At 41.0% G+C, this 16,812-nt stretch carries 27 protein-coding genes; 4 read left to right on the top strand and 23 right to left on the bottom strand.

Features of this window, described 5'->3' with window-relative positions; all coding sequences use genetic code 11:
- Positions 1-79: 79 nt before the first annotated feature.
- Complete coding sequence (locus tag OKW21_RS24340; RefSeq protein WP_277484608.1) at positions 80-640, top strand: recombinase family protein; 561 nt, start codon at positions 80-82, stop codon at positions 638-640.
- A gap of 150 nt (positions 641-790) precedes the next feature.
- Here OKW21_RS24340 and OKW21_RS24335 read toward each other — a convergent pair whose 3' ends face one another.
- The 23 genes from OKW21_RS24335 to OKW21_RS24225 all read right to left on the bottom strand — a co-directional run bounded on the left by OKW21_RS24335 (position 791) and on the right by OKW21_RS24225 (position 15,091).
- Positions 791-1,408, bottom strand: coding sequence for an STM2766 family helicase-associated protein (locus tag OKW21_RS24335; protein WP_277484606.1), 618 nt, complete (start codon positions 1,406-1,408; stop codon positions 791-793).
- On the bottom strand, positions 1,409-3,409 hold the full coding sequence (locus OKW21_RS24330) for an STM2767 family DEAD/DEAH box helicase (RefSeq protein ID WP_277484604.1): 2,001 nt from the start codon (positions 3,407-3,409) through the stop codon (positions 1,409-1,411).
- A gap of 685 nt (positions 3,410-4,094) precedes the next feature.
- The gene (locus OKW21_RS24325) at positions 4,095-4,385 is read right to left on the bottom strand and encodes a hypothetical protein (RefSeq protein WP_277484602.1); all 291 of its coding nucleotides are present in this window, start codon (positions 4,383-4,385) and stop codon (positions 4,095-4,097) included.
- A 7-nt stretch (positions 4,386-4,392) separates the two neighbouring features.
- Positions 4,393-4,770, bottom strand: a complete 378-nt coding sequence (locus OKW21_RS24320) for a hypothetical protein (protein WP_277484599.1) — start codon at positions 4,768-4,770, stop codon at positions 4,393-4,395.
- On the bottom strand, positions 4,770-5,003 hold the full coding sequence (locus OKW21_RS24315; RefSeq protein WP_277484597.1) for a hypothetical protein: 234 nt from the start codon (positions 5,001-5,003) through the stop codon (positions 4,770-4,772). Before OKW21_RS24315 ends, OKW21_RS24320 begins: the two co-directional genes overlap by 1 nt.
- The gene (locus tag OKW21_RS24310) at positions 5,000-5,620 is read right to left on the bottom strand and encodes a hypothetical protein (RefSeq protein WP_277484594.1); all 621 of its coding nucleotides are present in this window, start codon (positions 5,618-5,620) and stop codon (positions 5,000-5,002) included. Before OKW21_RS24310 ends, OKW21_RS24315 begins: the two co-directional genes overlap by 4 nt.
- A gap of 57 nt (positions 5,621-5,677) precedes the next feature.
- Positions 5,678-6,109: a hypothetical protein gene (locus OKW21_RS24305; RefSeq protein ID WP_277484590.1), complete on the bottom strand. Its 432-nt coding sequence runs from the start codon at positions 6,107-6,109 to the stop codon at positions 5,678-5,680.
- Positions 6,100-6,681 (bottom strand): glycoside hydrolase family 108 protein, encoded by a 582-nt coding sequence (locus OKW21_RS24300; RefSeq protein ID WP_277484588.1) that lies wholly within the window; start codon positions 6,679-6,681, stop codon positions 6,100-6,102. Before OKW21_RS24300 ends, OKW21_RS24305 begins: the two co-directional genes overlap by 10 nt.
- Positions 6,682-6,684: 3 nt before the next feature.
- Positions 6,685-7,386, bottom strand: a complete 702-nt coding sequence (locus tag OKW21_RS24295) for a hypothetical protein (protein ID WP_277484586.1) — start codon at positions 7,384-7,386, stop codon at positions 6,685-6,687.
- Entirely contained in the window at positions 7,379-7,825 is a 447-nt protein-coding gene (locus OKW21_RS24290) for a hypothetical protein (protein WP_277484580.1), read from the bottom strand. The genes OKW21_RS24295 and OKW21_RS24290 overlap by 8 nt, the downstream gene beginning before the upstream one ends.
- A gap of 6 nt (positions 7,826-7,831) precedes the next feature.
- Positions 7,832-8,017, bottom strand: coding sequence for a hypothetical protein (locus OKW21_RS24285; RefSeq protein ID WP_277484578.1), 186 nt, complete (start codon positions 8,015-8,017; stop codon positions 7,832-7,834).
- Positions 8,018-8,111: 94 nt separating this feature from the next.
- Positions 8,112-9,089, bottom strand: a complete 978-nt coding sequence (locus OKW21_RS24280) for a hypothetical protein (RefSeq protein WP_277484577.1) — start codon at positions 9,087-9,089, stop codon at positions 8,112-8,114.
- 28 nt (positions 9,090-9,117) lie between these two features.
- Positions 9,118-9,450 (bottom strand): hypothetical protein, encoded by a 333-nt coding sequence (locus OKW21_RS24275; RefSeq protein ID WP_277484575.1) that lies wholly within the window; start codon positions 9,448-9,450, stop codon positions 9,118-9,120.
- Entirely contained in the window at positions 9,437-9,748 is a 312-nt protein-coding gene (locus OKW21_RS24270; RefSeq protein ID WP_277484573.1) for a hypothetical protein, read from the bottom strand. Before OKW21_RS24270 ends, OKW21_RS24275 begins: the two co-directional genes overlap by 14 nt.
- A 1-nt stretch (position 9,749) precedes the next feature.
- Entirely contained in the window at positions 9,750-10,253 is a 504-nt protein-coding gene (locus tag OKW21_RS24265; RefSeq protein WP_277484572.1) for a hypothetical protein, read from the bottom strand.
- Positions 10,253-10,663, bottom strand: a complete 411-nt coding sequence (locus OKW21_RS24260; RefSeq protein ID WP_277484570.1) for a hypothetical protein — start codon at positions 10,661-10,663, stop codon at positions 10,253-10,255. The genes OKW21_RS24265 and OKW21_RS24260 overlap by 1 nt, the downstream gene beginning before the upstream one ends.
- A gap of 58 nt (positions 10,664-10,721) precedes the next feature.
- Positions 10,722-11,315, bottom strand: a complete 594-nt coding sequence (locus OKW21_RS24255; protein WP_277484567.1) for a hypothetical protein — start codon at positions 11,313-11,315, stop codon at positions 10,722-10,724.
- Between the two features lie 49 nt (positions 11,316-11,364).
- Positions 11,365-12,024 carry a hypothetical protein gene (locus OKW21_RS24250; protein WP_277484565.1) on the bottom strand — a complete coding sequence of 220 codons (660 nt, stop codon included), beginning with the start codon at positions 12,022-12,024 and terminating at the stop codon, positions 11,365-11,367.
- 35 nt (positions 12,025-12,059) lie between these two features.
- Positions 12,060-12,926 carry a hypothetical protein gene (locus tag OKW21_RS24245; protein ID WP_277484562.1) on the bottom strand — a complete coding sequence of 289 codons (867 nt, stop codon included), beginning with the start codon at positions 12,924-12,926 and terminating at the stop codon, positions 12,060-12,062.
- A 2-nt stretch (positions 12,927-12,928) separates the two neighbouring features.
- Positions 12,929-13,258, bottom strand: a complete 330-nt coding sequence (locus OKW21_RS24240) for a hypothetical protein (RefSeq protein WP_277484560.1) — start codon at positions 13,256-13,258, stop codon at positions 12,929-12,931.
- 6 nt (positions 13,259-13,264) lie between these two features.
- Positions 13,265-13,786, bottom strand: coding sequence for a hypothetical protein (locus tag OKW21_RS24235; RefSeq protein ID WP_277484557.1), 522 nt, complete (start codon positions 13,784-13,786; stop codon positions 13,265-13,267).
- 9 nt (positions 13,787-13,795) lie between these two features.
- Positions 13,796-14,602: a transglutaminase-like domain-containing protein gene (locus OKW21_RS24230; RefSeq protein ID WP_277484555.1), complete on the bottom strand. Its 807-nt coding sequence runs from the start codon at positions 14,600-14,602 to the stop codon at positions 13,796-13,798.
- A 3-nt stretch (positions 14,603-14,605) separates the two neighbouring features.
- Positions 14,606-15,091, bottom strand: coding sequence for a hypothetical protein (locus OKW21_RS24225; protein WP_277484552.1), 486 nt, complete (start codon positions 15,089-15,091; stop codon positions 14,606-14,608).
- A 126-nt stretch (positions 15,092-15,217) separates the two neighbouring features.
- Here OKW21_RS24225 and OKW21_RS24220 point away from each other — a divergent pair, with 126 nt between their 5' ends.
- The 3 genes from OKW21_RS24220 (at position 15,218) to OKW21_RS24210 (ending at position 16,755) form a co-directional block, all read left to right on the top strand.
- The gene (locus tag OKW21_RS24220; RefSeq protein WP_277484547.1) at positions 15,218-15,514 is read left to right on the top strand and encodes a helix-turn-helix domain-containing protein; all 297 of its coding nucleotides are present in this window, start codon (positions 15,218-15,220) and stop codon (positions 15,512-15,514) included.
- Between the two features lie 71 nt (positions 15,515-15,585).
- Positions 15,586-16,368 (top strand): hypothetical protein, encoded by a 783-nt coding sequence (locus tag OKW21_RS24215; protein WP_277484544.1) that lies wholly within the window; start codon positions 15,586-15,588, stop codon positions 16,366-16,368.
- Positions 16,369-16,395: 27 nt separating this feature from the next.
- Positions 16,396-16,755 (top strand): hypothetical protein, encoded by a 360-nt coding sequence (locus OKW21_RS24210; RefSeq protein WP_277484541.1) that lies wholly within the window; start codon positions 16,396-16,398, stop codon positions 16,753-16,755.
- The last annotated feature ends 57 nt before the right edge of the window (positions 16,756-16,812 follow it).

Raw genomic sequence — 16,812 nt, 5'->3', positions numbered from 1 at the left:
CCAATATAGTAAAGAAAATGTGTTAAAAAATCTAGGTAAAGTTAATTTCTCTAAATTAGGGTTTATTTACCCCTGGATCATGAAAATAGGATACGCTAGAGTCTCAACTGTAGACCAAAACTTACACCTTCAGAAAGATGCACTTGCCAATGCAGGTTGTGAAAAAATCATAGTTGATACCATTAGTGGATCTGTTGTACTTCGTCCTGGTCTGGAAAAGGTTAAAGAGCAACTTCGTGAAGGAGATTCATTGGTAGTTTGGAGATTGGATCGTCTGGGCCGTTCGCTCAAAGACCTTATCAACTGGTCCGGATACCTGGAAGAAAGAGGGATAGGGTTAGTAAGTCTTCAAGAATCTATTGATACAAGTTCTTCTACCGGTAAACTGGTATTTCATATGTTTGGTGCATTGGCAGAATTTGAGCGCAACCTGATCCGTGAAAGAACGATGGCTGGCTTGCAGGCCGCACGTTCCCGCGGTAAAATGGGAGGTAGACCCAAGGCCTTGACTAAAGATAAGCAAAAGCTCCTGATGCAGTTATACAAAGATGACAACATATCAGTGAAAGAAATTTGCCAGATGATGAATATTTCTAAGCCTACGCTTTATAAGTATGTGAAGACTTCAAAAATACATTAGAAACGATTAGTATTAACGGACAGGACAGTTATGGCAATTAAAGATCCTGAGGGAGAAGACTCCATGAAAATCTCAATTGATTCTGAAATATGTTTTTCAAACAATATCATTTTATAGGTGCTAGTAAGTAGGTTTATTGGTGGGGATATTTTATTTTAGAAATGAGCAATCTGTCCTAATGTTTAATATATCATCAAAAAATACAGTCTCAATTTCATTATCTAATCCAATTTTGTAAGTTCCGTATGAAGAGTAGTTAACATCTAAATGATTTAGTGGGTGTATTTTTCCGTCTTCATTTTCTGGATCATTATCATATCGAATATAGCCTGGCTCAGATTGAAAAACTTCTTCTAAAATACTTATACCAATAGATTCGGCAGTGTCAGAATCTATGTAATAATCAGTGAGAGAAGGATTTAATTTAAAGGCAGGGTCTTCTAAAATTGATACGACACTTGAAAGCGATTTGCTATTAATTGATTTGCCTGATAAAGTGCTCATGTCAGTTATTTCAGTTCCATCAGTTTGAACTGAAAATGGGAAAGAAACGCTAAAGTACCTTTTCTCTTTATAGAAGAAGAGGCGACTCATTTTGTCAATACAAAGTTTTATCTTTGAATTACACTCAATATCATCTGTCGGGAAGTTTAATAAAAGATACCTTGCTGAATAGATAATAATTCGAGCAAAATCGATCTTATCTCTTAAAGGCTGAAAAAACTCATTTTCTTTAAACGGAAATATCTCTCTCTCGATTAGTTTCATTTATTTTCCCTTTAAATACTTCAGATTGTCTCTTACGAATGCTTTAAGAATGCTTTGATCGCTCTCAATCATATCCATTTGTTGAGTGGCTTGTAAAAGAGTTTCTTGATAATCTTTGTCTACTTTTAGTTCTTTAAATATTTCCATCATTAAATCATAATGAGATAGCTTTTTTAGACTATACTTAAATCTGGTTTGGATAATTTCCTTTTCTTCATCAGATGGTTCTTGAATAACCATCTCTTTTTTTAAAACAATATGTTTTAATCCTTTATACATGTCTTCTGTTAGACCTGACATTGTCCTTGGTTGGGTAACAAAAAATGATTTGATGAATGATCTTGTAAGCATAGTATAGAGAGAATTTCTATAGCTAGGACTATCCGTTATTTTCTTCGTGACGCATATAACAAATGGAAACTCAAGTCCTTTTACATTGTTCCGATTACTTATAAGGAGTGTGTCAGGCTTATTTTCTTTTGATTCATATGCTTTGTTGACATTCCAACCAAACTTTTTTTGAATTTTGACTTCAACTATATCTGCAAAACGATAAATATCACGAGTACTATCTAAGAGAATTATGCCAATGTCTTCAGGTTTGACTGTTTCATTTTGTAGTCTAATTTCATTTATCGTCTCAATTACAGTATCAGAAAAATTCTTTTGGATTTCTACAATCTTTATACTTTCGAAATCTTCATCTAGATCTTCGAACCTTTTCAAAGGTTCTCTGCTAAGGTGATATTTGGAATTTTTGATTGCTACATTGTAACCGCAATCTTTCCATTCCTTTTCTTCTAACCATCTTAGTTTAGTTTCTTCAAAAAGCCCCATTCCTAAACCGTGAGCAAACATTAGTGTTTTTGGGTCTGTCCTATAACATTTACCTAATAAAAAGTCAGGCTCTATAGTGCTTGAAATGTTCTCTTCAAATATGCTTTGAAAAATATCTCCCGCTATGTAGACATTCTTTTCAGTAACTAAATCACATAGTTCAAAAAATGTATCATCAAAGTCCTGACTCTCATCAATGAACATATAAGTTAAAGCAAAAGGGAGGTTATCGTTGTATTTTTCTTTAATGTCATCGATCGCGAGTTGACACGCCTTACTAAAAGACATTTGATATGAGAACCTGTAAAAAGGTATGTTGTAAAACGCACAAATATAGCGATATGCACCTGAATTAGAATTTGAACTAGAGCCCCATGCATTAGTACACCAAAGTCTACTATTCCACTCAATTTGTTGTTCAACTTTCATAAAGTTGAAAAAATCAGGAATCCGTTTTCTTAAATCATCAGCTAAAATTTTGTTATGACAGGTAAAAAATATTTTTGAGTCTATATCATTTATGTACAGGTCTTTAAGCTTATGGAGAAGGAGTTCGGTTTTTCCTGTACCTGACAACCCTTGAATACGAATCTTTTTTTTATCTGGATTCTGATAAATAAATCTAGTTTGATCTCCATCGAAAAGCTGAATCTTTTGTTTTACTTTATCAAGAAGAGTCGAAGGGATAGTATCTTTTACACGGTCTATATCATTGATGCTTCCAATAAAAAGTGAAATAAGTAAATCAAGCTTCTTATTATCAGTTTCGTCTATTACTACGAGGTGGTCAAAAAAAATATTTATATCAGTAATGTCATCAATTGATATTTCTGTTTCCAACAAGGATTTTCTCCAAACACGGGGTCTGCCCACAACTTCTTTGTATTGGTATTTATCGGCAATTGAGCCAATATCTTCTATTACGTCTTCAACAAAATCTTCATATTGATCTTCTTCGCTCCCATAATTGATAATGGCAATTTTTCTTCTCGAGGAAAGCAAGATTAATGCATCAGAATACTTGTATGAATATTTCTGATCAGTTAATGGTTTATCTAAAACGTATATCAAAGTCTGATTTGACTCTGAAAAATTTTTTAGTTTATCAATTAGAACTGCATTCTTCGCATTCTTTTCAGCTTCAAGGAAAAAGTAACTACTCATATTAGATGGATTTCTTTATTTTATTGGCCTATTTAATTGCTATATGATAGACACAAACCTCTTTTTTTTATTCCAGAATATACGATTTAGCTTACTTTCCCCCTTTTTTTTACCAAAGAAAGTATGTTAGATTCTTCTATATTTCACTTTTCGATTGGTATTGCTTATGAAGCTCGTTACCTACAATACTCAATCAAAAATTGTCAATGAACTTGAGTCGATTAGGCCTAATGTTCTTGACTTCCCCATCTTCCAATTCCACAATTGCGTATGTGTCTAGAAACATTCCGCTTTCAATAGTGAGCGAATATTTTGCCCATTCATTGAAGAAACCAATTGTATTGTGGTCGCCTGTACCATCCTCGTATTTAGAGATTTTTACTTGTCATAATTTAAAACTTATGAATATGATTGAGTTTTTGATGTTTGCCAACAACCATTGATACTTATTTACTAGTTTTACATATTTTATCCTAAGATATAGCTTTCAAAAAATTATGATAGCTAGAGATTAACTTATTTTTTGATTTGCATCTAGCATTGTATATCGAAAAGTTTGAAAATAAAATATTATGATAATACAAATCAATGCCAATCCTCATTAGCTTTGCCTAAAGTATTAAGTTTAGGGTTACTCTTAGCATTTTGAATATAGAATTTAAACTAAGGATAACTTTAACTACAACTACGGCGTAGAAAAAATACTGATGAAAAGCTTAATCATAGCAGGGTCAAGCATCTTTAGGGTTTTGGTATAGCCCAATTCTTCAAAAGCAGGTAAATGCCTGTCTATCCATTTGGATAGGGTATTGACGTGCACGCCATACATATCGGCTAACTCTGATTTGGTGTAGGCTTTAATTTTGAAGTCATCTTCTCCTGAAAACTCAATCGCTTTGAGTCTTTGTTGCCTTTCTGCATGTTGCTGGTAGTTACGGTTGTGCTGAGAAGAGTAGTGATAAGCTTGATTTGTCATAAGAGTGTTATTTAAGAAGCATAAACATTAAGAGTCCTGCTAAACCTAAGCCTCCCAGCATCATCATCATTTGCTGTTGGTTGGCCTGAGTTGAAGTTTGCATATAGGCTTGTTGCTGCAACATATCCTGTTGTCGGGCAGCTTCCTTTTCAGCTGCTTTGCGGTTCTTGGAAGCATTCACCGCACCAATCACGGCAGGTGTTACTGCGGCCACCGCTCCTACAATTACTGGAATGATTCCCAGTGTACCCAAACCTAATTGAATAGGATATCTTTTCTTAAGTTCAGTCAATGGACCGGTAGCCGCATAGATGATTCCGGTCTTACTATCTCCTATGAAGTAAGTGCCGTTTTCTCCTTGGTTAAGCTGTACATATCTTTCCATTATCTGACGTTCTTTTGAGCTATCTCCTGCAAGTAATCATCATAAGTCCGGGGAGCATCTTCTGAGATTACACTATTGGCAATGAGTGCTGACAGTAATGAGATAGGCGTTACTGTATAGATAGTCTTCACCTGCTTACTGATGAGCTTTTTCTTTTTTAGGTATTCATGGACAGACACCCCTGCAATGGCAGCAAGGCCACTAATTAAACTTACTTTATCGCTTTTCTTCATTTTTTCAAAAGTATGGTTGCTAGTCCTCCCAGACCTAATAGACTTGCCGCGATCATGGTATTGCGGGTCTTGTTATTGTCTCTAAAATCCAGCAGGCTTAAGGTAAATGCATTGCCATAGCGATTCCGATGCACCTGGCATTGGTTTAAAAACTGTTGATAGTCATTGTCTTGGGCAAAGACCACACAACCTGCTGAGGCATTGATCATACTACCCTTCATATCATGGATGTTATTGCCAAAGATTCCTGTTTCTTCAGTGCCAGTATAGGTTTTAAAAATGCCTTTCAAGGCATAGTTTCTAATGACTGTAATGGGTTTTACCTGCACGAGTGCTGGTCTTCCTTTATGATAGCCGAGTGAATAAGCATTCAGCCATTGTCCTTTTTTGATGAATCCATAGCCTTGCGGTACAATCGGGTTGTCAATGTAGTAGGCACTTGGATCGGTGGTTACCTGATAGCTTTTGAGTACCCACTTATCTTCCAGATTCTTGTAAAGCATATGCAGGCTATCATCCATGACTTCTGAGCGCACAGTATTGCTACGCTCAGCAATGAGGTTTAACTCCAGGGGCCGATCAAATATCCTATAGCCCTTGCTTCTTAGCTTTCGCAATAAAGAATTCACTTTGGAGTAAGTTGATAGCTGGGCAGTAAAACTCATTCGGTAAACTTATTTTTTTAGGATTCTATCATCTTTGTGTTGACTTCCCGAAGAAGAGCCAAAGAAGAAGTCAGTAATGGTATTGACTTTGACCGACATCCCTCCCCAGATGGTGGATATCAGTGATATCGCATAATCCTGTAGGTTAGTCATGCGGGTGATGATCAAAAGCATCACGACCGATAAACCCACATAAGCAATTAGAAAAGTTAGTGCATATACCTTCTGCATTTGCCCGTCTTTTCTGAAAGTCTCATGAGATTCCTGAAAGCGCTTCAGATCTGCTTCAAACAACTGAGACTGCAATCCATAAAAGATCTTATCAATCTCGTTTTGCAGCCTGAGTTTTTCTTCCTTGCTGGTAGTGACTTCATCTACCAATTGGCGGATTTCAGCGAGTCCTCCTGAAAAGAGGCTGGTAAGCATTTGTTTTATACCCATGATCCAGCTTCATCAGTGAGGGTAGGAAATGAATCAACACGTCTCATCCAGCCTTTTAAAAACTTACTTTGACCTGGCCGAGAAGCTAGTCCTTCCAGGAAGTCCCGCCTCCGTTCTTTGATGAGATCATGGAGTAACTCTCCTGGTATTTTATTGATCCAATTGAGTGTTATTTTACCAACAATACCATCAATTTTGAGTACATCCCGGTCTAAGAGTTGATTCACACAACGCTGGACTATTTTCATGCCTACATGACCGCTATGCACATAGAAGTCAAACATGAGGTGGGCCACTCGTTCATCCGCGATTTTGCTGCAGTAAATCTCATGCCAGTAGTTAGCCAGATAAAATGCTTTTACTTTTTGGTCCAGCTCCGGATCAGGGATGTAATGATTCCTTTTAAGTGGTCCGTGCTTAATTTTGTATTCATCAATAGTTGCCCATCCACTCCAATGCGGATGATAGCGACGAGCAATGCCTTTATAGGTTTCGCCTCCCATATCTCCTTTTACATGGGCATAATTGCCTTCAAATTGCATCAGATGGTTATATGCTGTTTCAAAGCTCATGATTTAGATTACTTTAATGCCTGAAGAAACGGTATAGAAAATATCCCCTTGCTCGGTTTGGATCTTGGATAAGCCTTTGCTTTCATCCATCAGGTAGCCGAGTAATATGCTCTGTTGTACCGGATAGGCCTGGGGATCAGCCTGGTTAATGGAGTCAGCATTAATCATAAAGGTCTGTTGGGTAGTAATCGCCACTTTAGGAGCATAGCCCAGACCAGAAAGTCCTGATAGCGAACCTTTGTTAAGGATTCGCTCATAGGTGACATCCGTGACTCTGGCTCCTAAATACTGATCCAGAACGCCAATGTATCGGGCATCCACCAATGCATCCAAAGTACCCTGACCGAAAGCGCCATCAGCACCTCCACTCTGTTCAATCAAGTCTTTGGCTTTGCCTCCATGATTGATGAGGGCCAACTGCATTTGCTGCACATACCAGTTCCTGTCTCCTACTTCCAGTGGAAAAGCATCATGATAGGTGGGTTTGGGCAAAGAAGAAGTAGCATTCGGTCCAACTACTCCGCTATTTCCGTTAGGAGCAGTAGAGCCACTGCCATTAGGAAAATCTTCACTAGTCTTGCCTGAGCCAAAATTGAGGTCTCGCAGGAAGTTGTAACCCACATAGCCTGTACCCAGAATAGCTCCGGCGCCAGCGGCATACATGATGATTTTTCCAGAGGTTAATTTTTGTCTATATCTAGCCATTACTCTTTTTGCTGTTGATGATGGAAAGTGCTTTAGTGTACTCATAAGTAGAAAGGGCACGCAAGAGCTCGCTCGTCAAGCTTTTATTGTTGAAGAGCTGCCTAAAGGCAATCTCCACGCCTTCCCATGTTCCGGAAGGAATTTCCCGCAGGATGTTGTAGAGGTACTCTTCATCATCATCCTGCAGCCATCCCCACCACACATCTCCGGTATGAATGGCTTTACCAATCTGGGCGGCATAATAAGCAGGGGTGCCCATTTCAGTGGCTTTATCGTCCTGTAAGTCAGCTGTCAGCTGACGGTAACCAGAGCGTAAAAGCATGAAGGTTCCCCCTGCTACCAGCATACCCAGTCCAATCTTACCCACAGTAGATAAAGCCTCTCCCAGACTATCCATATTGTCTTTGGTTGCCAATTGTGAAGCGATGAGCGGGAGCATAGCGGCTTACTTTTTCTTCTTTTTAAACTTGCTCGTGAACATCTTTCCTGCCGGGCTTTTGCCCAACTGGTACAAGCCCATTAAGCCTTCGGTACCATAATCCTGATACATTTCCAGAATGATACCTTTGAGTTTGAGCGCTTCTTCCTTGCTTTTCGCATCTACAAGGATTTCCATTTTAAAATCTGCCATTGTTTTTACTTTTACTCGTTTTTTCCGTCATCCTGAACCACTCCGTGGCGGCTGTCCCACAGGGGCTGTCCCACAGGGGCTCTTTTCAGGATCTCTAAATCATTTCAGCGTTTTCTGAGCCTTCAGCAGTAAGCTTTTCTGCTTTGGCGGCAATCTCTTCTAATCGGCGTTGCAGCATATAGGCAAGCTCTGCGACAAGTTCTTTTCTGCTTGCACAGTGGTTGATGATTTGGGCCAGCTGTCGTTGCTCATCCTGGTTGAAAGCCTGGTCTATGGCTTGAGCGATCTGCATAGCAGTCTGTGATCCTGCCGGCAATTGTTGTTGTTCTCCCGACATGCCAGCTAAAGCACTGGCCGCATTTCTACCTGCTACCGGATTGATGGCTGATAAGACCGAGACGAACATCTGCGGCTGAGAAGTAATTAGCGTTGCTGCTTTTTCCAGCTTGGCCCATGTTTTAGCGTCTTCTTTGAGATCTTCATACTCAGGCTCTAAGCTTTCCAGCTTCTTTCTGGCCTCATCATATTGCTTTTGCAGGTCGGAAAAATCTCGTTTTAAAAAGATATGCTCGGTATTTAGGTTGGTATTGCCCAGTCCTTCATTTTGAAGCTTACTAAGCTCTTTTTCAGTACTTGAGAGTTGATGCTTTAAAAAGCGGATTTCCGCTCTTAGCTCAGCATTTTGCACATGGGCCTGCATATCCGAGATAGGAGCCTGCATGTAATTGGGCGCAGGTCTTTCATCAGCGTATGTGGGACCGGTGGAAGATGTGGTCATGGGTTGCTGAGCGTTGTAGCCACCACCATGGGTCACGGATAAGTTTCCTGCTATTTCTGTATTAGGTGCGGTAATATCCTGGGCATCAATCCCTGATAGCCCCTTGCGTCTTAATTCAGCTTTCTTTTTTGCTACCATCTGGCGCAATCCATAAATGGTGTCTTCGGCTACTTTTTCCACTCCATTTTCTATGAGGTAGTTTTTTCTTAGCATCTGAGAGGTAGAGCGGTTGTTCATGATGTCCTCCACCACATGTGAATATTTTTGAAGGGTAAGGTTTTCCTGGGTAGTCATGAGTTTTTAATGTTTAGTAGTGGTGACTTCATTTTTTTAGAATGATCTGATACATTTTGACCTGTGTCGCTTGGGTTGTCAGGTTTTCAATGGTGATCTGGTCGGTGTGTTCGTGTTGCTGTTCATCAGCTACAATGTTGGAGAGGTTGTACATCCCATAGCTGCTTTCTATTTTGATTCCTGGAACATCATCAATGAGCATCCATAATTGGTTGTAAGCATTGAATGATTTGGTTGCTTTAGCTGGTAGAGCAATATCCCGGTACACAATCTGGCTCTTTTGGACTGAATAGCCTTTTTCAGTAATCCGCTGCGCAATGAGTTCTTTGAGTAGTGTAGCATCCATCTTATTCTTCTTCAATCAAGAGGTAGACAATGACTTCGTATTGAGCATCAAATTGCTCCGCATCCCGGTACATGATTTTTACTTCCTGGTTACCTGCTTCCAGTTCCAGCGGTATCATTTCCAGATCGGGAAGGCTTTGCACCAGTGGATAATCCAGATTTGTATCCGTATCAAAACCGTTGATGCAGGGAACATCCATGAGCTGATTATCTTCTACTTCATTAGTAATGAAAGCGGCTTCTACCTGGTGTTGGTAAAAGAGATCCGATGTATCTCTGGATTGCAGCGATAGTTCACCTAAAAAGGGTATCATTTTATGCGATTTCAATGGTGGTTTGTCCCAAATTATCATTCAAACTTTCAAAGAGATAATAGTCCATAGCAGCTCCCGTTTGAGGATCAGTTACTGAGACTGTCAAGGGTGATTTAAACCCACCGGATAGACCTCCATAGGAAAGCAGTGGTAAACCTGCTTCTATCGGTTGAGCGATATAGATATGCTCATTCAATCCTGCACTCACAGATACCTGTCCGATCTTACTCTGGATCAGTTCCTGATTAAGTGAATTGATAAATGATGCTGAGTTTTGCCCTGCTGCCCCTACCCCATAGAATCTTCTAAATGTCTTGATGGGCTGATCTACGTAAACCATCGGAATAATGTAAGCACCCACTACTTTGCAGCCATCAATATCCATAGTAGCCACTTTGTAAGCTCCTTTGCTTTCTACCCGAATACGTTTGGCAAGCAACCTTCTTTTAGTTTCCTTTTCCTGGCCTCCGGCTAAGGTTCTATGCAGTACTTTGTGTCTCAGCATTACAAATTGTCTTTCGGAAGTAAATAGGCAAAAGTGATATAGACGGTATACCCAGCTTCAAAAGGAGCAATGGCATTGTCTTCATCCTGGAAGTTGAGCTCTACTTTGTAGTTGCCTGGCTTAACTTCTCCCAGCGGAAAGAAGCGCTTTTCTACTGCTACGCCTACTGAAGAGACAAACAACTGGCAGGGTGTGCCATTTTCCAATAGCGTATCCCCTCCTATGCGCAGGCCCAGTGATCCTCTAAAGTTGAGCTTACTTTTGTTGTCTGAACCCAACTGGAAGCCGGTAACAAAAACTGTGTTTTTATCCAGCTCAAAATTGGCCTCCCTGGCAAGGCCCTCTTCAGTAGCTGCAAACTTGAAGGTCTTATAGGCTACTTTATAGTTTTCTAATTGCTCTTGTTGCATAATTGAATTTGTAGTAGGGTAAAAAGACGGTGTATTTATCCGCCTTTTTACCAGAGTATTAAGCAGGTACTGCGACTGTTCCGTAAAGAATAGCTTTCAAAGCGGTCTTGGCCGGAAGCGCAATCTTGGTTTCTATGGTCAAGGACAGCGGCACATTATCCTCCAGGATTTTTGGATTGGTCAGCGGACAAATTCCCAGCGGAACATTGAAGCCCGTAGTCACAAACATCTGCATGGAAGATTTGGGAACAATGATAGAGTTGTTCACCTCAAACTCCCACTCACCATTGGCAAGACCAGGGATGTCATCTACCATACCGAATTTGAGTTTGGACATGGCTTCCGCATCATAAGTAGCCTCTACACTGGTCTTGGCAAGAATGGCAATAGACGTTGCCATAAATACTTCGCCCTTCTCTAATCGTGCTGTAGCAATGTTCTTGATACCGATCTCTTCTTTATCCTGAGATTCAAAGAAGCGGATCATGGTTTTACTGCTGCCATCTACAATAGAGTATGCAGCAAAGTCAGCCAGTCGGGAGCGACCAGCAGCCACCGCCTCAGCAATTTTTCTAATGTCGGGGTTTTGTGAAGCTTTCGCTTGCTCAATGAAGTGCTCACGAGAGGTTTTAATTTGAGTTAGCAATCCCATTTTTTTGATTCTGATTTAGATGTTAATTGATTATTGATTGAGTTTTTACTTATGAGGCTCTTCTGCGATCAAAGGCTCTAACCGATGATTCTTCAAAAGCATACTGATCAATGCTTCCCATACTGCTGAGCTCAGTAGTGCGATCAGCAAATTCAGTCTGATCAATACCGGATACACTGCTCATCTCAGCAATCAGGCGATTAAGTTCCTGTCGCTGATGAGGCTTCAGGTTGATCTTAGCGGATTTGTTGGGAGCAAACATGCTTTCTGATTCAATGCCTGCCAGTCCTACCATTTTATTGACCATAGGAATTTTGTCTATGTAGGCATTGAGCATGATGTTTTTCAAGTATTGCTCTCCCCGTTCTTTGAAGTTGTCCTCTATCAGACCTGAAGGAAGGAAACCTGAAACAGTAGCGCTATCTGTAGTTGCTTCTGCTACCTTTTGCGACTCTGTAACGGGTTTGGTGGTTGACACCCCATTGACTGCCATACCTACGGCCATGGTTTTGGTCCATTCCGGCCATTTGAAGTGATTGGCCGAAGCCAGCAAAGCGAATCCAGCTAAAAAGCTGTTACGTCCGATACCGGCACCCACAGCACCACCCGCAATCGCAGGCAGCAACAGAAGAGCGGTATTGCCCAAACGGCTGCCTATTTTCTTAGCACTTCTGGTAGCTACAGCAGCGGTTTTTCTCTTTTTTCTCATGGAAATGAATTGATTTAGATATTTGATTGAGTGAATTATTGAAGTGGTATTATGCCTAAAGAGGAAGTAGACTTTTTCTTAACTGGTCTTTTCTTCGGTTTGGTAGTTTTCTTAGTACCAGAGTTTCTGGTTCTTGGGCGAGATTTATTTCCCGGATCACCATCGGCATGCTTCATCTGGGTAATGAAAAGCCCCGCAAACAGCAGTGCTCCTCCTGCCAGAAGTTTCTTTCTGTGGGTATCCATCCAGGAACCCATGCCTGCTTGTTGTGTAGCAGGTGCTTCATCAATGCTGGCATTGACCTTATCCTCTGTTTGGGAGATGGTAGCAAGAGATCCGGTGATGCTTGAAACTCCTGAAGCAATCTCTGAAATTTTGGAAAGTGTACTTCCTGCTTTGGCAAAAGCATCCGCATTAGAATTGCTTTCTGTATTGCCTAATCCTGAAAAAGAGCTTTTGATACCAGCTTTAAGATCAGCAAGTAGTTGAGCGGGTGAAGTAAGCAGTATTCTTTCTTCTGCTCTAATGGAGATCTCACCAAGTGTATCATAATCCACCGTAGCGACGGCCGCTTTCACTGCCTGGTCCCGGTTACCAAATCCTTCCACAATGGCTTTAGCAAAGTCTTTACGATGACCTCCCAGCTTAGTGTACTCTGCTTCCGCTTGGGCAAGTCTGCTTTTAAGATTGCTGATTTGCCTATCATTTAGCCCTCGGCCTCTAAGACTCTCTGTTTTCAAATAGCCCCACCGCAATTTATCGGCAGTTTTATTCCAATCTATTTTGAGTCCGATGAGTACTCCTAACCTCTTCACTTGATTAGGACCAGCGTTTACAGCAGTGGTGCTGTATTCCCGCAAACCTTTAGCCTCAGTTATTCCTGATAATAGTTGTATTTGCATGATTAGTTTTTCTTGCTGTTAAAAGCGATGATGAGAATAAGCGCTGCTGCTCCCAGGCCCACCGGCAGCAACCATGAGGGTGTAGCAGAACTGGGTATCTGATTTTGGGTTACTGTAGGCGTTTTGGATTGGGTATACTTGCTAAACAGATCAGCTGCTGTGGTGGTGGCTTTGGTAACTGTATCCAACCAATTCCCACCACTGTTGGTATTGCTATTGGCTGCCTCGCTATTCGCCCAGGTATCAATTTCAGCGTCTATGTCAGAGATAATGTCCGCTGAAGATCTGGCTATTCTCCCTAAGGATTGAAATTCTTTACTGTCAATACTCATGAGTGATTATTTTAGCACGAAATAGAGAATGGCTGCTGTAGCCACGCCACCAATAATCATGTTCTTAGTAGTGAGATACTTCTTGAATCCTTCCTCTTCAGCAATTGCAACCTCTGTGCTTGTAGGTACTGCAGGCACGGATGTAGTGGAGTTGGATGAATTCACTGGAGCACTATTCATATTAGGGGCAGAAGTGGCTTGTACATTGCCTCCATTGGGTAAAGGGGCACTACTTGATTTTCCTGTGATATAAACCCAATTGGCTTTGATATCAGCCACAATGGCTGCTCTTGCCGTAGTCCAACCTTTAGCCAATAATCCGGCATATTTATACAGTGGATGATCAGCCTGCTTTTGCCTGCTTACATATTCCAAACTTGACTTGGTACGATCTGCCAGGGATTCCGGAGTTGCATAATTCCCCTGAGGGTAAATGATTTTCCACCACTCGGCCACATGGGAAGCTTTGGAGGAACCTGACAAGCCTGAAAAGCTGGTAGCAAACTCTAATTGATCTATATTGCTCATATTGAAATATTATTTTCTTTTGAAATAGAGATAAAGCAGCATACCTGCCCCTGCAGTAATGGCTATGTTTTTTGGCGTAGCATATGCTTTCAGCATGCTTGCATTGAACCCACTAAGCGTTCTTTTAGGATATAGAGGCAGTCTCATTGCTGGCAAACCTGCCAGATGATTATCATCACTAAATTCAGCAGCATCAATGCCTGCCGCACAGCAAAGGGTGTTAGTGGATATGCCTGATAAACCTGCTTTGCTTAAGGAAATAGGCATCTCATAATCTCTCTTCTGACTATAGGGCACCTCATAGTTGAAGCGGTAGTCTACCACTGGATCACAGGTGATATAACCTGCTTGATTTTCTTGTGGAATCACTACATAGATATGCTGCCAGTGGGATTTACCATTGTATTTGGTAATCCTGAAAGAGTGTGGAATGCCCAGATTGGTCAATACTGAACTAATGAAAATAGAATAGTCCTCACAGTCTGCTCCCATCTTACGGTCATGCCAGGTACGGGCTGGAGTTCTCACTCTTTCTACTGCCCCTACATCTTCTGCCCGGTTATCCAACTGATACTGGACATAGGTCACAATAAACTCCCATATGTTTTTAGCAGTTTGCTCATGAGTCTCTCCCTTCAAAACTGGAGCTATCTTTTTAGTCTCTGATAAAGTTTCCGCCACTACTTTTTTGCAAAGCGCTACGGTTTCCTCTACACTGCCTCCGGATTTGACAATAATTTGTCTTAGGCCTTTGGCTTTAGAAAAGTACTTATCGTACTGCGTCCCGGGAAGAATTTGTCTTTTGGCTGACTGCATGAGCTATTTGAATAGTTTGAGCACTATGGGTTCTTCTTCCTCAATAGGAATGAAGTAGTTCACTTTAGCTTTAGTCTTCATTAAGAAGGTCAAGCCTGAGGTGATCAGCTGTAAAGCTTTGCTATGCCCGACAATAGAGAGTAACTCTGCTTTGGATAAGGTCTCCAGGTACAGGTCAAATTCACTACTTCCGCCAGGTTTTACCACTATGGTTTGATCCTGAGGTTTGGTGACTAGAATTGATTTTTGGCTTCCTTTAGGAAGGACATAAAACACCTCCACATTGGGGTTTTCAATCCTAAGCGTAGTCGTGCCTTTATTGATCAGCCTCACATGGGCTTTGAGTACAGCACGATCCATGCTTAGGCTATGGAGCTTGATGTCAGTGACGGTTTCCAGTGCCTCTCCGGTTGCTTTGAGTTGGTAGAGGTAGTAACCTCCGGCAGCAACCAAACCTGCCGATAATAATGCAAAATTTGACTTGTTCATAGCACCTGTATTGGGCTTGTTATGTCCCAAAACTGGGAGCTTTCTGGCTTTCATCCAACTGCCTGACCAACTATGAAGTACTAAGGTGTACCATGTCGACTTTTTGGGGATTTTGACAAATTTTTAATGCTTGAGCTCTCTATATTTCTTAAAAAAAGCAAAAACCATAAAAGCATGATGAGGATATATTTGCGAAGATTTGTAAGTAGAAAGGAGTTGGCTGACCGTTTGGGAATTAGTGAGGCCACGCTGAAAAGGAAGATGAAGCGGGTGCAAGGTATTGAGCAAAAAAGATACGAACTGCTTGATTCTGAAATAGTTTCCGCCTTTTTTAATACCTACTCCCTTTCTCCCCGAAGCCTGGAAGATATCGCTGACTATGAGTTGAGCAGCTCTTGGAATAACACAAAGTTAGCTTGTTAATAACGTAAGATTAGCCCATGAGCCTATTCCAACCATGAGCAACCACCAACAACCCAGTAAATATTGTACATATGATAGATCAGCTAGAGTTCAATCAAAATCAGGATAACCTAGGGACTACCAGGTCCACTGCCTATACCAATGCCCGATCCGCTGGTAGTTCTACAAGCAGAACTTCTGCCAGCAACAGCTCTCGTTCCGGAAGTTCTTCTACCAGCAGGTCAAGTGCTACCAGTTCTTCCTTTCTGGACCGTTTGAGAAATGCTACTTCCCGAGCAGTCCAAGTAGTCAATCAGGCTCAGGATAGGACTGCTTCTGCGCCTGCTACAAGTTCAAACAATAGTTCATCTTCCAGCAGAAATGCTGCTAGTGGTAGTACCTCTTCAAGTGGTGGAAGTAGAAATAGCACGAGTACAGTGACCAAGACCACAGGCAGAAGTGGGGTAGAGCATGATTCTAATGCTCCCCGACAAGTCACTACCGGACAATCTGGACAGAGGGCAACCCGGGCAGAAAGTCCGGAAGAAAATAGCCAAAGGATGCAGGCTACCTATTATCTGAATGAGTTTAAAGAAATTGCCAAACAAGTAGAGGAACAAGGCTTTGTACTTACCCAAACTCAATACACTGAGCTGCAAAATATCATTGCTCAATACCAGCAAAGCAATGGTGATTCATCTACCTTGAGTCTAATGATGCAGTACAGTCAATTAGAAGTAGAAGGGGGTAGACCTACCTCAAATCCTATGATGGCTGCGTTTGGAGATATAGATTCCAAAAAAGCAATCTATATTGGGGCTGGGCTTTTGGGATTGGTCCTTCTCAAGAAAATGGCTAAGCGTAATGACAACTAATTCATCCAATTACAAACTCTACATTCAATGATAGATCAACATGATTTTCAGCAATTAGGAACACTCAACAGATCCAGTGACTATGATCCTCGTTTGCGAAATTATGATCCTTATGCACCAAAAAGCTATATGACCAACGAGCAAGGAGTGATCATTCGGGATTCAGTAAGGAGTAATTCCGGAAGTACTTATTCAGTACAGCAAGCCAGAGAAGCCCGTATTGCCAATAGAGTACGAAATACTCCCAGCATTGAAGATTCTTCAGTCATGGCAGCAGGCTTTGGGGATATTCCTAAGCCATTGCTTATTGGAGGAGCAATATTGGGAGGGGTGTTGTTGATTAGGAGCTTAGTTTTGAAAAAGGAAAATGTAAAAAGATTGAAATAGGAATTAAAATTTAATAGTAGAGTACTTACTCTTAATTCTCACTGGTTATATCCACCA

Origin of the sequence: Catalinimonas alkaloidigena (genome assembly GCF_029504655.1) — a bacterium.
Taxonomy (GTDB): Bacteria; Bacteroidota; Bacteroidia; order Cytophagales; family Cyclobacteriaceae; genus Catalinimonas; species Catalinimonas alkaloidigena.
Note: the sequence above shows the minus strand (reverse complement) of the source record. Positions and strands in the feature narration are given on the sequence as shown.